At 71.4% G+C, this 13471-nt stretch carries 14 protein-coding genes and 1 tRNA gene; 8 read left to right on the top strand and 7 right to left on the bottom strand.

Features of this window, described 5'->3' with window-relative positions; all coding sequences use genetic code 11:
• Positions 1-2: 2 nt before the first annotated feature.
• Positions 3-78, top strand: a tRNA-Trp gene (locus tag OG194_RS06510).
• Between the two features lie 23 nt (positions 79-101).
• Here OG194_RS06510 and OG194_RS06505 read toward each other — a convergent pair.
• The 4 genes from OG194_RS06505 to OG194_RS06490 form a co-directional block, all read right to left on the bottom strand.
• The gene (locus OG194_RS06505; RefSeq protein WP_327399883.1) at positions 102-944 is read right to left on the bottom strand and encodes a hypothetical protein; all 843 of its coding nucleotides are present in this window, start codon (positions 942-944) and stop codon (positions 102-104) included.
• A gap of 80 nt (positions 945-1024) precedes the next feature.
• Positions 1025-1999, bottom strand: coding sequence for an acyl-ACP desaturase (locus OG194_RS06500; RefSeq protein WP_327399882.1), 975 nt, complete (start codon positions 1997-1999; stop codon positions 1025-1027).
• 215 nt (positions 2000-2214) lie between these two features.
• Complete coding sequence (gene ddaH, locus OG194_RS06495; protein ID WP_327399881.1) at positions 2215-2991, bottom strand: dimethylargininase; 777 nt, start codon at positions 2989-2991, stop codon at positions 2215-2217.
• A gap of 157 nt (positions 2992-3148) precedes the next feature.
• The gene (locus OG194_RS06490; RefSeq protein ID WP_327406996.1) at positions 3149-4768 is read right to left on the bottom strand and encodes an ABC-F family ATP-binding cassette domain-containing protein; all 1620 of its coding nucleotides are present in this window, start codon (positions 4766-4768) and stop codon (positions 3149-3151) included.
• 335 nt (positions 4769-5103) lie between these two features.
• Between OG194_RS06490 and OG194_RS06485 the strand changes: the two genes are divergently transcribed.
• The gene (locus OG194_RS06485) at positions 5104-5937 is read left to right on the top strand and encodes an isocitrate lyase/PEP mutase family protein (protein ID WP_327399880.1); all 834 of its coding nucleotides are present in this window, start codon (positions 5104-5106) and stop codon (positions 5935-5937) included.
• Position 5938: 1 nt separating this feature from the next.
• Here the strand turns inward: OG194_RS06485 and OG194_RS06480 are convergent, their stop codons facing one another.
• A complete protein-coding gene (locus tag OG194_RS06480; RefSeq protein WP_327399879.1) occupies positions 5939-6355 on the bottom strand; it encodes an SsgA family sporulation/cell division regulator in 417 nt (138 codons plus the stop codon).
• A 241-nt stretch (positions 6356-6596) separates the two neighbouring features.
• On the opposite strand from OG194_RS06480, the gene OG194_RS06475 reads away from it, so the two are divergent.
• From OG194_RS06475 to mmpA, 3 genes are all read left to right on the top strand, one after another.
• Entirely contained in the window at positions 6597-7691 is a 1095-nt protein-coding gene (locus OG194_RS06475) for a WD40/YVTN/BNR-like repeat-containing protein (protein WP_442811501.1), read from the top strand.
• Positions 7692-7760: 69 nt separating this feature from the next.
• A complete protein-coding gene (locus OG194_RS06470; RefSeq protein ID WP_327399878.1) occupies positions 7761-8450 on the top strand; it encodes an endonuclease V in 690 nt (229 codons plus the stop codon).
• A gap of 88 nt (positions 8451-8538) precedes the next feature.
• A complete protein-coding gene (gene mmpA, locus OG194_RS06465) occupies positions 8539-8676 on the top strand; it encodes a morphogenic membrane protein MmpA (RefSeq protein ID WP_327407430.1) in 138 nt (45 codons plus the stop codon).
• A 221-nt stretch (positions 8677-8897) separates the two neighbouring features.
• On the opposite strand, the gene OG194_RS06460 is transcribed toward mmpA, so the two are convergent.
• Complete coding sequence (locus OG194_RS06460; protein ID WP_327399877.1) at positions 8898-9113, bottom strand: hypothetical protein; 216 nt, start codon at positions 9111-9113, stop codon at positions 8898-8900.
• 146 nt (positions 9114-9259) lie between these two features.
• Positions 9260-10438 carry a saccharopine dehydrogenase family protein gene (locus OG194_RS06455; RefSeq protein WP_327399876.1) on the bottom strand — a complete coding sequence of 393 codons (1179 nt, stop codon included), beginning with the start codon at positions 10436-10438 and terminating at the stop codon, positions 9260-9262.
• A 91-nt stretch (positions 10439-10529) separates the two neighbouring features.
• On the opposite strand from OG194_RS06455, the gene OG194_RS06450 reads away from it, so the two are divergent.
• The 3 genes from OG194_RS06450 (at position 10530) to OG194_RS06440 (ending at position 13444) form a co-directional block, all read left to right on the top strand.
• Positions 10530-10925 (top strand): MmcQ/YjbR family DNA-binding protein, encoded by a 396-nt coding sequence (locus tag OG194_RS06450; RefSeq protein WP_327399875.1) that lies wholly within the window; start codon positions 10530-10532, stop codon positions 10923-10925.
• 110 nt (positions 10926-11035) lie between these two features.
• Positions 11036-12205: a CaiB/BaiF CoA transferase family protein gene (locus tag OG194_RS06445; protein ID WP_327399874.1), complete on the top strand. Its 1170-nt coding sequence runs from the start codon at positions 11036-11038 to the stop codon at positions 12203-12205.
• Positions 12206-12229: 24 nt separating this feature from the next.
• Positions 12230-13444 (top strand): acetyl-CoA C-acetyltransferase, encoded by a 1215-nt coding sequence (locus tag OG194_RS06440; RefSeq protein WP_327399873.1) that lies wholly within the window; start codon positions 12230-12232, stop codon positions 13442-13444.
• Positions 13445-13471: the final 27 nt, after the last annotated feature.

Below are 13471 nucleotides of genomic sequence, written 5' to 3'. Positions count from 1 at the left end.
GGGCGGGGTCGTAGCGCAGAGGCAGGCGCTCTGGTCTCCAGAACCGGAACACGCTGGTTCGAATCCAGCCGCCCCGCCCCCCCGGCGACTCAGGGACCGGCTCAGGCGATCGCGCCCGCCGTCACCACCAGCTCGACCGCGTTCCCGTGGAACGTGTCGATCAGCTGCGCCAGGACCGCCCAGGCGTCCTCGTGGTCGGCCAAGTGCTCGCGCACGAGCGGTCGTAGGGCGTCCTCGGCCTCGGCCACGCGCGCGGGGAACATCAACTGCCCTGTGGACAACACCTGGAGGACGTGTGACGCGGGGCCCCAGGCGGTCGCGTAGTCGGCGGGGCCGTCCAGGACACCGGCCTTTTCGACCCGGTGGGTGAACTTGCGGTGGGTGCCGAAGTGCGCGCGCAGCGCGGGTGGGCAGTCCGGGCGGATCGACAGGGCCCAGCGCGCGTAGCCGGGCAGCGGGCGGTCCTGGTCCGCCTCGGTGACCGTCTGCCAGTCGGTGCGCTCCAGGACCATCGACGCGGCCGTCCGCGCGGACTGCATGGAGGTGCCCTCGCGCAGGGCGCCGACCAGGCCGAAGCGGGTGAAGTTCACGGGGACCGGTGGCTCGTCCGCCCGTTGCACGCTCTCGGCGACGGTGACCGGCTCCACGCGCGCGTGGCCGAACGGCACACCCCGTGCGATGGCGCGCCGCATCGAGTTGTCCGCGGAGACATGCCGCCAGACCCACTGGTTGAGTTCCGGATCGTCCTCCTCCAGAACCCACAACAGCACGGAGGACGGCACGGCCGTCCTCGTCCAGGACCAGAGCAGAGTGTTGCGCCTGGCCTCGGACGTTCCCTCGGCCTCCGTGAGGCCGATCCGCCGCCGTATCCGCTCGGCGTCCGCGCTGTCGATCAGGTGCAGCAGAAAGCCGACCGCCGCCCCCGACGTGCTGTTGTCACGCATGGCGGCATGATGCCGCAGCGGGGGCACGTCCCGCACCGGTAAATCGATCACCGGGCGGCTCGGGGGCGTCCGGGGGTCGGTCAGGCGCTCGCGCGCGCCGCCATGCGGGCCTTGCGGGCCGCCAGCTTCACGTCGAACTTGGACGCCTCGGAGTCCAGGCCACCCATGTAGAGGCCGATCTCCTCCTGCGCCTGCTGGCCCTCGGGGCCGAGACCGTCGATCTCCATGACCTTCAGGAAGCGCAGCACGGGCTGGATGACGTCGTCGTGGTGGATGCGCAGGTTGTAGACCTCGCCGATGGCCATCTGCGCGGCGAAGCGCTCGAAGCCGGGCATGCCGTGACCGGGCATCCGGAAGTTGACGAGGACGTCGCGCACGGCCTGCATGGTGAGGTCGGGGGCGAGCTCGAACGCGGCCTTCAGGAGGTTGCGGTAGAAGACCATGTGGAGGTTCTCGTCGGTCGCGATGCGGGCCAGCATGCGGTCGCAGACCGGGTCGCCCGACTGGTGGCCGGTGTTGCGGTGCGAGACGCGCGTGGCCAGCTCCTGGAAGGCGACGTACGCCACGGAGTGCAGCATCGAGTGCCGGTTGTCCGACTCGAAACCCTCACTCATGTGCTGCATACGGAACGCTTCGAGCTTCTCCGGGTCGACCGCGCGGGAAGCGAGCAGGTAGTCCCGCATGACGATGCCGTGCCGGCCCTCCTCCGCCGTCCAGCGGTGCACCCAGGTGCCCCAGGCGCCGTCGCGGCCGAAGAGCGAGGCGATCTCGTGGTGGTAGCTGGGGAGGTTGTCCTCCGTAAGGAGGTTCACGACGAGGGCGATGCGGCCGATCTCGGTGACCTTGGACTGCTCCTTGCCCCAGGCCTCGCCGTCCTCGAAGAAGCCGGGGAAGTTCCGGGCGTCGCTCCACGGCACGTACTCGTGCGGCATCCAGTCCTTGGTGACCTTGAGGTGCCGGTTCAGTTCCGTCTCGACGACTTCCTCCAACGCGTACAGCAGCTTGGCGTCGGTCCAGACTGCGGGGCTGCCGAGGTGCGGGGAAGTGATCGTCACGGGGACTCCAGGGGGACGTCGTACAAAACTGAACAAACCGGCGAGCGGTGCCGGGACCTGTGCAACTTACGGAATCGTAGGCTACGAAACCGTAGGTTACGAGACCGTAGGTTAAGGGTGCCGTAAAGATCGCTGTTCAGGCCGTATCGCCGGGGAATTCCGCGGAGCCGCAGGACCGCAGGTCCCGGCGCCGAACGGGCGGTTCCGTCACCCGTTCAGGCGTACAGATCCCGGAGTCGGACCGAGAGGCACGTCACACATCCTTCGAGTTTCTCGAACTCGCTGATGTCCACCACGACCGGCTCGTGGCCGAGATCGGCGAGCAGATCGGCCGTCTTGGGCGCGCTCGCCGCCATCAGCACCTTGTCGCCGCCGAGCAGCACCACATGAGCGCCGGCCTCCTCGGGCACCGACAGGAAGCGCGGGAACAGCGAGGGCCGGTCCACCTTGGGGATGTGCCCGAGCACCGTCCCGTCCGGCAGCGCGGTGACCGCCGACTTCAGGTGCAGCACTTTGCTCACGGGCACGGTGACCACCCGTGCCCCGAGCGGCTCGAACACGGCCCGCACCTGCTGGATGCCGGCCGCGTTCGTCCGGCCGCCCCGGCCGACGTAGATCGTGTCGTCGACCTTGAGGACGTCGCCGCCCTCCAGGGTGCCCGGCTCCCAGACCCAGTTCACCGAGCAGCCGAGCCGGGCCACCGCCTCCTCGACCCCGCCCGTCTCCTCGCGCCGGGACTCGGCGCCGGGCCGGGCGATCAGCGCCACGTTCTTGTACATGACCACCGCGTCCTCGACGAACACGGAGTCGGCGCAGTCGTCGGCCGGATCCACCTCGATCGTCTCCCAGCCGTGCACCCGCAGCGTGTGGGCGTACGCCTCCCACTGCTCGACGGCCTGCTCGACGTCGACCTTCTCCCGCTCGATGTGCGTGACCAGCCCTTCGGCCAGGCGCGGGCTGGGGCGGCGGACGAGGGCCTTCTTGCTGGGCACGAGCGGGACTCCGTATCGGCGGGATCGTTTCGGCGCCCTTGTCGGGGCACCGGTTGGCCATCATGCGTCACCCGTCCGTGCCGACAAAACCCCTCACGTGAGGCTGTGGCCCTCCTGAGATGCGCGCACGGGACGTCGAGCCGGGTGACCGAAGGCCTCAGGCCGGGTCTTCCACCTCCTCCGGCGTGATCGTCCGCAGCTCCCCGTCCAGCAGCAGCCAGCGCGTGATGCCGATCGATTCGAGGAACGCCAGGTCGTGACTGGCCACGATCAACGTCCCCTCGTACGACTCCAGCGCCGAGGTCAGCTGCCGCACGCTCGCCATGTCGAGGTTGTTCGTCGGCTCGTCCAGCATCAGCAGCTGCGGGGCGGGCTCCGCCAGCATCAGCGCGGCCAGCGCCGCCCGGAAGCGTTCGCCGCCGGACAGGGTGGCCGCCTGCTGGTCGGCGCGGGCACCCCGGAACAGGAAGCGGGCCAGCCGCGCCCGGACCCGGTTGTTGGTGGCGCCCGGCGCGAACCGGGCCACGTTCTCCGCCACTGTCAGCTCCTCGTCGAGGACGTCGAGCCGCTGCGGCAGGAAACGCAGCGGGACATGCGTCACCGCCTCACCCGACACCGGCTCCAGCTCCCCGGCGATCGTGCGCAACAACGTCGTCTTGCCCGCGCCGTTGCGCCCGATCAGCGCGATCCGCTCCGGCCCGCGCAGATCGAGCCCGCCCGCCCGCGCGCCGTAGGCGAGTTCCAGGTCCATGAGGGTCAGGACCTGACGACCCGGCGGTACGGCCGTGTACGGCAGGTCGACGCGGATCTCGTCGTCGTCCCGTACGGCCTCCACCGCCTCGTCGAGCCGCTCCTTCGCCTCGGTCAGCCGCTCCTCGTGCAGGATGCGGTGCTTGCCGGCGGACTCCTGCGCGGACCGCCTGCGCGCGCCCATGACGATCTTCGGCTCGCGCTTCTGCTCGAACATTTTCTGCCCGTACTTCTTGCGACGGGCCAACTTGACCCGGGCGTCGGACAGTTCGCGTTTCTGTTTGCGGAAGTCGGCCTCGGCGACGCGCACCATCCGTGTCGCGGCGTCCTGTTCGGTGCCGAGGGCTTCCTCGTAGGCGGAGTAGTTGCCGCCATACCAGGTGATCTCGCCGGAGTGCAGATCGGCGATCTGGTCGACGAGGTCGAGGAGTTCACGGTCGTGACTGACCACGATCATCACCCCGGGCCAGGACGCGACGGCCGCGTACAGCCGCTTGCGCGCGTACAGGTCGAGGTTGTTCGTCGGCTCGTCGAGCAGCAGGACGTCCGGTCGGCCGAGCAACAGCGCGGCCAGCCGCAGGAGTACGGACTCGCCGCCCGACACCTCGCCGATGGTGCGGTCCAAGTCGATGTGTCCGAGGCCGAGTTCGCCGAGTGTGGCGAGCGCACGCTCTTCTACGTCCCAGTCGTCGCCCAGTGTCTCGAAGTGCTCCTCGGCCGCGTCACCGGCCTCGATGGCGTGCAGGGCGGCGCGTTGAGCGGCGATGCCGAGGGTTTCGTCGACGCGCAGGGCGGTGTCGAGCGTGACGTTCTGCGGGAGGTAGCCGACCTCGCCCGCGATCCGCATGGTGCCGTCGGCCGGGGCGAGTTGACCGGCGATCAGCTTCAACAGGGTTGATTTCCCTGATCCGTTGACGCCGACGAGCCCGGTCCTTCCGGGTCCGAAGGCGGCGTCCAGGTCCTCGAAGACGGAGGTCCCGTCGGACCACGCGAAGGAGAGGGACGTACAGGTGACGGAGATATGCATGCGGGCCTCGTGGGTGCTTGATGCGGTCATGGGCAGACGCGTATCGAGACACCGCGGGGCGGGAGACTGGTCCCGGGGCAGAGAGGAAAGCCCTGTTCCGGAGGACGGCTCGGACGCCGAGGTCGTACACGACGGACACACCTCACGGGTGTGTGCGCGGTGTCTCAGAACCTCAGACGAGCAACGTCCTACTCCGATCGACGGCAACAGAAGCGAGGACAACGCTACGAACGGCCTCGGGGGCTGTCAACGCATTAAACGGGAGCCCGCGACTCGCACGCCGCTGTCGGATTCCTGCCAGCCAGGGCGTGCCCGCGACTGCTTGAGTGGGGCGCATGACGAACCAGAACACCCTCCGTGACCGCGCTCTGGCCTTCCGCGCGCTGCATGTGCCCGGGCGTCCGCTCGTCCTCCCGAACGCCTGGGACGCCGCGAGCGCCCGCATCGTCGAGGACGCGGGCGCGGCGGCCGTGGCGACCACCAGCGCGGGACTCGCCTGGGCCCTCGGCGTCCCGGACGGGGACCAGTTGGACCGGGAGCGGGCCCTGGAGGCGCTCGCCCGTATCACCGCGACCGTCGCCGTGCCGGTGAGCGCGGACATCGAGAGCGGCTTCGCGAAGGACGCGGCGGGGGTCGCCGACACGGTCCGCGCGGTGCTCGCGGCGGGTGCGGTGGGGGTGAACATCGAGGACGCGCTCTACGGGGGCGAGGGTGTCCTGCGGCCCGTCGCCGAGCAGGCCGAGCGTATCGCCGCCGCCCGGGAGGCCGCCGACGCGGAGGGCGTGCCGCTGTTCGTCAACGCGCGTATCGACACGTTTCTGCGGGGCGTCGGGGGAGTGGACGCGACGCTGGAGCGGGCCGCCGCGTTCCGGGCCGCGGGCGCCGACGGGATCTTCGTCCCCGGGGCCGTCGAGCCGGGAACGGTCAAGGAACTCGCCGACGGGATCGACGCACCGCTCAATGTGCTGGTCGGCCCCGGCGCACCGCCGGTCGCCGAACTGGCCGTGCTGGGTGTCGCCCGGGTGAGCGCGGGCTCCAGCGTCGCGCTGGCCGCGTACGCCGTGGTGCGCCGTGCCGCGCGGGAGCTGCTGGACACGGGTACCTACGGCGCGCAGACGGGAGGGCTCGGCTACGGCGAGCTCAACTCCCTGCTGGCCCGGGAGAGTTAGGTCAGCAGGCGTCCCGCATCAGCTCGGCGAGGTCGTGGTCCAGGTCGAGCTGGAGGTGTTCGAGACCGGCGGGCACCAGCTCGCCGGTGGCCTCCAGGAAGCGGCGTATCTCGGACGAGTGGACGTGCACGACGGCGGTGCCCTCGGGGGCGTGGAATTCGAGGACGGTGCGGTCGAAGCCGTAGGGCCGCACCCGGACGTCGCCATGGCCCTCGGCGCCGTGCAGGCCGGCCGCGAGGAGTTCCCGGGCGAAGGTCCAGCAGACCTCGACGCCCTCCAGGGTGGCCGGTGCCGGGAAGGTCATCCGGACGGCGAACGGGTCCCGCCGGTCGTAGTGCAAGGTGGCGGGAATGCTCGGCATCCGCGGTGCGGCGGCGACGAGACGGGCCTCTACGGGCTGCTCGATGACGATGGACAACGCCTTGCTCCCTTGTGTGACGGCGGTGCGGACTGCGGTGACGACCGGACGGACTCCCGTACGTATTCCGGAACGGACCCCCGAGTGGATGGGTCCGCACTGGAAGAGACGCCGGAACAGGCCCATTCGTGCACACGAATTTCGAGTGACCTCTGTCACCGCCGCCCAAATGCGCCCAAGGCGGGCGCGGGCATCTGGACGGCCCCCGGGGAGTGGGCTAGCTTCGCCCGCCATGAGGCGCATGGGGAAGAAGCGACAGGTGGGACGTACGTACCGGAGCATGGCCGTGGCCATGGCGTGCGGGGCGGCGCTGGCCGCGCTGACCGCCGTACCGGCACAGGCGCGGGACACGGTGCACCGGGCTCCGCACTGGGAGCTCAAGGACAGCGGCGCCGCCGATGTGCGGTTCCGGGGGCTGTCTGCCGTCAGCCGGAACACCGCGTGGGTGGCCGGGACCGCGGGCACGGTACTGCGGACGACCGACGGCGGGGCGAGCTGGCGGAACGTCTCGCCGCCCGGCACGACCGACCTCCAGTTCCGGGACATCGAGGCGTTCGACGCACGGCGCGCGGTGGTCCTGGCGATCGGAGAGGGGGAGGCGTCCCGCGTCTACCGCACCGACGACGCCGGGGCGACCTGGACGGAGTCCTTCCGCAACACCGACGCGAACGCCTTCTACGACTGCATGACCTTCTTCGACAGCCGCCATGGCCTCGCGATGAGCGACCCGGTGGACGGGAAGTTCCGCATCCTGTCGACCGGCGACGGCGGCCGCTCCTGGAAGGTGCTGTCCAACGCCGGGATGCCGGCCGCGCTCGACGGCGAGGCGGGCTTCGCGGCGAGCGGCCAGTGCCTGGTGAGTTCGGGGCCGAGGGACGTCTGGCTGGCCACCGGCGGGGGTGCACGCGCGCGTGTCCTGCACTCCGGGGACCGCGGCCTCACCTGGACGGCGACCGACACGCCGATCCCGGCCGGTGACCCCGCGCGCGGGGTGTTCGCCCTCGCCTTCCGGGACCGTACGCACGGCCTCGCGGTCGGCGGCAACTACACCGCGGACCAGCCCTCACCGCTGGCGGCGGCCGTCTCCGGCGACGGGGGCCGTACCTGGCGTTCCGCCACGACCCCGCCGCCCGCCTACCGCTCCGGCGTCGCCTGGCTGCCCCGCAGCCGCGGCACCGCCCTCGCGGTCGGCCCCACGGGCACGGACGTCACGACCGACGCGGGCCGCACCTGGAAGACGGTGGACACCGGCTCGTACGACACCGTGGACTGCGCGGCGGACCTGGGCTGCTGGGCGGCGGGGGAGAAGGGGCGCGTGGCACGGCTGGAGGACTGACGGCGGTGTCCGGGTGGGAGGTTGTCGCGCCCACCCGCTCTCCGGGATCCCCGTACGCTCGGCACCACCATGACGACCGTAGACATTCCCGCGGGCTGGCCCGCGACCGAGGAGCAGGCCCGCGCCGTCCAGGACGAGTTGCGGGAGCGGGTGGTGACCGACGAACCGGGGCCGCCGCCAAGGACGGGGCACGTCACGGGAGTTGACGTCGCCTACGACGACGAGCGGGACGTGGTGGTGGCCGCGGCCGTCGTGCTGGACGCGGCGGACCTCACCGTCGTCGCCGAGGCAACTGCCGTCGGCCGGGTCTCCTTCCCGTACGTGCCGGGTCTGCTCGCCTTCCGTGAAATCCCCACGGTGCTGGCCGCGTTGGAGGCGCTGCCCTGCCCGCCGGGCCTGGTCGTGTGCGACGGCTACGGCCTCGCCCACCCCCGCCGCTTCGGCCTCGCCAGCCACCTCGGCGTCCTCACCGGCCTGCCCACGATCGGCGTCGCCAAGAACCCCTTCACGTTCACGTACGACGACCCGGGCACCCCGCGCGGCTCCTCGTCGCCGCTCCGCGCGAACGCCGAGGAGGTCGGCCGTGCGCTGCGCACCCGGGACGCGGTGAAGCCGGTGTTCGTCTCCGTGGGCCACCGGGTGACCCTGGACAACGCCTGCGCCCACACCCTCGCGCTCACCCCGGAGTTCCGCCTCCCGGAGACGACGCGCAGGGCGGACGCGCTGTGCCGGCGGGCGCTGCGGGAGGCGACCGCGTAAGCAGCTGGGGGCGGGTCGCGTTCTGAGTAGCTGATCTGAGTACCTGTACGGATGCGACCGCGCCCGTGTGATCGGCAGGCTGTCCCGCATGACAACGCACCGTTCCCCGAAGCCCGTTGCCCATCCGAGCCAGCCCGTCGAGCGGGTCGTGATGGTCGCGCTCGTCCTGTCCGTGGCGGCGGGCCTCGCCTGGATCGGCGGGATGATCTACACGCTGTGGCCGTGAGACCGGGGCAACGCCGGGGCGGGAAACACGCGAGCCCCACCCCGCAAATAGCGGTGTGGGGCTCGGAGTTGAGCGCCGGGCAGGCCTTGCACCTGCATTTCCCCGCAGGAAGCGGGGCGTCTTTCCTTGGACCACCGACGCGCGACCAGACTCCGGAATGTTCCGGCGACCGGCTCAAGATCCATCGTAGCCCATTCCGAGGGGCACTTCGAACTCCCGGATCAGCACGGCCAGTTCATGGCCCGGCGTTCCGCGTCGGCATGCCACCAGCCGGGCGGAGACGGGCCGACGGCCTCGGCGGTGGGCTGATCCGGGTGCAGTCCTAGACGCCGTAGCGCGTCGGCGCGGACCTGGACGTCGAACCAGCCGTGCCAGTGACCGTCCGGCCCGATGCCGCAGGCGAGACCCCAGCGCAACTCGGCCTGGGCGAAGGGCATCCAGTCGATGCCGTGCTCGCGCAGTCAAGCGCGCGTGGCCGCCCACGGCGAGAGGCGGCCCGGCAGGTTCTCGTAGGCCGCGACGGTGATCCAGTCGGCGTTCGGCGTTCCCATGACGTCCATCGTGACATGGGGGTCCGACACCGTCAGCGGCTCGCCGCCACCCGGAACGTGATGCCCGCGCTGCGGAGTCGTTCGATGAGCGCGTCGCCCATCGCCACCGCCGTCGTCACCTGCCCTGCTGTGGGCGGGAGTTCGTCGAGGGCGAGGGAGAGGGCCGACTCGGCGAACATCTTCGCCGTCTCGTCGTAGCCGGGGTCACCGCCCGCGACCTCCGTGAAGACCCGGCGGCCGCCGCCCTCGCCGACGAACTTCACGGAGAACCAGCTCTTCGCGCGCTTCTCGGGGCTCGGTCCGTCGCCGGGCTTGAGGCGGTCGGACAACCAGCGGCGGGCGGGCGGGAGTTGGGCGACCGTGGCGAGTGCACCGGCCGCCGTGACACCGCCGAGCGCCACGGGGAGGTGTCGTACGGCCGCGTAGTGGCGGTAGCGGAAGTCGGGGCCGTAGCGTTCCAGAGCCCGCGCGGATCGTTGAACGACCTGCGGGTCGATGGTCGGCAGGGGCACCGCCCAGGAGCCGACCTCCCCGGCGAACCGCGGTGCCCCCATGGGCGCACCGGCCCGGCGCCCCACCAGCCGTGGCTCATGGCGGCGCCGCTCCCGGGCGGCCGCCAACACCTGCCTGCCGCGCCCGAGTTGGGTCAGCGCCGTGGCGAACGTACCGCCGGAGAACATCGCGTCGACGGTCACGAAACCGTCCACCGTCAAGGGCACCCCCTCCGGCAATTGCTGGACGGTGAAGTACGCCCCCAGGTCGTGCGGGATCGAGTCGAAGCCGGCGGAGTGCACCAGCCGTGCGCCGGTCTCACGCGCGCGTGCGTCGTGGCGGACGTACGTCAGGTCGACGAACTCCGGCTCGCCGCTCAGGTCGAGATAGTCCGTGCCGGCGTCCGCGCAGGCGGCGACGAGGTCCTCGCCGTAGGTGACGTAGGGGCCGACGGTCGTGGCCACCACGCGCGCGTGCTCGGTGAGTTCGCGCAGGGAGGCCGGGTCGGAGGCGTCGGCCCGGACCACGCCGACCGATATGCCGCCGGGCAGCCGTTCGCGCAGGCGCTTCAGTTTGAGTTCGTCGCGGCCCGCGATCGCCCAGCGCAGGCCCTCGGGCGCGTGCGCGGCGAGATACTCCGCGGTGAGCACGCCGACGAAGCCCGTGGCTCCGAAGAGCACGATGTCGTAGGGACGGTCCGTCCTGTTCAGCCTGCTCATGACACTCCTGGATCCCGCAGCCCGCGCCGCTGTCGGTGGCTGAGGCTAGCGTGAAGAGTGCGGAGCCCGACGACGAGCCCGGAGGTATCAGGTGGCCGTGAGCGACAACGCCCTGAAGAAGCGGGCGAAAGTACGCGAGTTCGCCCTCGGGCTGCCGGGCGCCGTCGAGGAGTTCCCGTGGGGCGAGACTGTCGCGAAGGCCAACAAGAAGGTGTTCGTCTTCCTCGGTGTCGACGACGGCAGCCACCCGCCGGGCATGACGGTCAAGCTCACCGACGAGGCGGCGCACGCCCACGCGCTCACCGCACCCGGCGCCCAACCCGCGGGTTACGGCCTCGGCAAGGCCGGCTGGGTGCACCTGCCGCTCGCCGAGCGGGGCGCCCCGGCCGCCGAGCTGCTGTGCGACTGGGTGGAGGAGAGTTATCGCGCGATCGCCCCGAAGCGCCTGATAGCCGAGTTGGACGAGCAGGGCAGCAGCAGGCCGTGACCAACGGCGGGTAACTTGGCTAAGCGCTTGCTCGCCCAGGTCTTGTGTCGAGTGGAACGTGTTCTTACCATCGCTGGTGTTACATCAGTTGTGTCACAGCTGGGGGCTGGATGACAGCGGCAACGACGCCCGGGCACGGCCCGCTCTCCGGCGTGCGCGTCGTCGAGCTGGCCGGGATCGGCCCCGGCCCCTTCGCGGCCATGTTCCTCGCCGACCTGGGCGCCGACGTCGTCCGCGTCGACCGGCCCGGCGGCCCGGTGCTCGCCGTCAACCCCGAGTACGACATCACCAACCGCAACAAGCGCTCGGTCCTCGTCGACCTGAAGGCGCCGGACGGCCCCGCGCGCGTGCTCGACCTGGTGGAACGCGCGGACATCCTCATCGAGGGCAACCGCCCCGGCGTCACCGAGCGCCTCGGCGTGGGCCCCGAGCCCTGTCACGCCCGCAACCCCCGCCTCGTCTACGGCCGGATGACCGGGTGGGGCCAGGACGGCCCCCTCGCCGAGCGCGCCGGGCACGACATCGCGTACATCGCGCTCACCGGCACCCTCGGCATGATCGGGTCCCCCGGGGAGCCCCCGCCCGTCCCCGCCAACCTCCTCGGCGACTACGCGGGCGGCGCGCTCTACCTCGTCGTCGGCGTCCTCGCGGCCCTGCACCACGCGCGCGTGACCGGCACCGGCCAGGTCGTCGACGCGGCCATCGTCGACGGCACCGCCCACCTCTCCGCGATGATCCACGGCATGCTCGCGGCCGGCAGCTGGCAGGACCGGCGTTCCGCCAACCTCCTCGACGGCGGCTGCCCGTACTACGGCACCTACGAGACCGCCGACGGCAGGCACATGGCCGTAGGCGCCCTGGAGCCGCGGTTCTACGACGAGTTCGTGGATCTGCTCGGCCTCGCGGACTTCGCCGACGCGCGCCGGGACTGGACCCGTTGGGGCGAGTTGCGCGAGGCGGTCGCGGCCCGCTTCCGCAGCCGTACGCGGGACGAGTGGACCGCCGTCTTCGCGGGCACGGACGCGTGCGTGGCGCCCGTGCTGTCGCTGCGCGAGGCCCCGCACCATCCCCACCTCGCCGCGCGCGGCACCTTCACCGAGCACGGCGGGATCACCCAGCCCGCCCCCGCACCCCGGTTCTCCGCGACGCCCACCTCGGTGCGCGGCGGGCCCGCCCTGCCCGGCGCGGACACGTCCGACGTGGCCCGGGACTGGGAACTCCCCGGACTTCTCGACGCCGTCGACGACCCTCAGCGAGGAAACCCCTCGGCGAGTCTTTGAACACCCTCAGTGAAAGGCTTGGCAGTGAGCACCGAAGCGTATGTCTACGACGCGATCCGCACCCCGCGCGGGCGCGGCAAGGCGAATGGATCCCTGCACGGCACGAAGCCCATCGACCTGGTCGTCGGGCTCATCCACGAACTCCGTGACCGCTTCCCGGACCTGGACCCGGCCGCGATCGACGACATCGTGCTCGGCGTCGTCGGCCCGGTCGGCGACCAGGGCTCCGACATCGCCCGGATCGCCGCCGTGGCCGCCGGACTGCCGGACACGGTGGCCGGAGTGCAGGAGAACCGCTTCTGTGCCTCGGGCCTCGAAGCCGTCAACATGGCCGCCGCCAAGGTGCGTTCGGGCTGGGAGGACCTCGTCCTCGCCGGTGGTGTCGAGTCGATGTCCCGGGTGCCGATGGCCTCGGACGGCGGTGCCTGGTTCAACGACCCGATGACGAACCTCGCCGTCAACTTCGTGCCCCAGGGCATCGGCGCCGACCTGATCGCCACGATCGAGGGATTCTCGCGGCGCGACGTGGACGAGTACGCGGCGCTCTCCCAGGAGCGGGCGGCCACCGCCTGGAAGGAGGGCCGCTTCGAGCGGTCCGTCGTCCCCGTCCGCGACCGCAGCGGCCTGGTCGTCCTCGACCACGACGAGCACCTGCGCCCCGGCACCACCGCCGACTCCCTCGCCCGGCTCAAGCCGTCCTTCGCGGACATCGGCGAACTCGGCGGCTTCGACGCCGTGGCCCTCCAGAAGTACCACTGGGTCGAGAAGATCGACCACGTCCACCACGCGGGCAACTCCTCCGGCATCGTCGACGGCGCCTCGCTCGTCGCCATCGGCTCCAAGGAGGTCGGCGAGCGCTACGGCCTCACCCCCCGCGCGCGGATCGTCTCCGCGGCCGTCTCCGGCTCCGAGCCGACCATCATGCTCACCGGCCCCGCGCCCGCCACCCGCAAGGCCCTCGCCCGGGCCGGGCTGACCATCGACGACATCGACCTCGTCGAGATCAACGAGGCCTTCGCCGCGGTCGTCCTGCGCTTCGTGCGCGACATGGGTCTGTCCCTGGACAAGGTCAACGTCAACGGCGGCGCGATCGCGCTGGGCCACCCGCTCGGCGCGACCGGCGCGATCATCCTCGGCACGCTCGTCGACGAACTGGAGCGCCAGGACAAGCGCTACGGCCTCGCCACGCTGTGCGTGGGCGGCGGCATGGGCATCGCCACGATCGTCGAACGCGTCTGAACACCCCAGCGGCAGCAGAGACTTCTA

Origin of the sequence: Streptomyces sp. NBC_01288, assembly GCF_035982055.1 — a bacterium.
In the GTDB taxonomy this organism is placed as follows: Bacteria; Actinomycetota; Actinomycetes; order Streptomycetales; family Streptomycetaceae; genus Streptomyces.
Note: the sequence above shows the minus strand (reverse complement) of the source record. Positions and strands in the feature narration are given on the sequence as shown.

Coding starts and splice junctions, on each gene's coding strand:
- OG194_RS06505 (WP_327399883.1), bottom strand. CDS start 944: ATGCGTGACAACAGCACGTCGGGGGCGGCGGTCGGCTTTCTGCTGCAC.
- OG194_RS06490 (WP_327406996.1), bottom strand. CDS start 4,768: ATGCATATCTCCGTCACCTGTACGTCCCTCTCCTTCGCGTGGTCCGAC.
- OG194_RS06485 (WP_327399880.1), top strand. CDS start 5,104: ATGACGAACCAGAACACCCTCCGTGACCGCGCTCTGGCCTTCCGCGCG.
- OG194_RS06475 (WP_442811501.1), top strand. CDS start 6,597: ATGGGGAAGAAGCGACAGGTGGGACGTACGTACCGGAGCATGGCCGTG.
- OG194_RS06470 (WP_327399878.1), top strand. CDS start 7,761: ATGACGACCGTAGACATTCCCGCGGGCTGGCCCGCGACCGAGGAGCAG.
- mmpA (WP_327407430.1), top strand. CDS start 8,539: ATGACAACGCACCGTTCCCCGAAGCCCGTTGCCCATCCGAGCCAGCCC.
- OG194_RS06460 (WP_327399877.1), bottom strand. CDS start 9,113: ATGCCCTTCGCCCAGGCCGAGTTGCGCTGGGGTCTCGCCTGCGGCATC.
- OG194_RS06455 (WP_327399876.1), bottom strand. CDS start 10,438: ATGAGCAGGCTGAACAGGACGGACCGTCCCTACGACATCGTGCTCTTC.
- OG194_RS06445 (WP_327399874.1), top strand. CDS start 11,036: ATGACAGCGGCAACGACGCCCGGGCACGGCCCGCTCTCCGGCGTGCGC.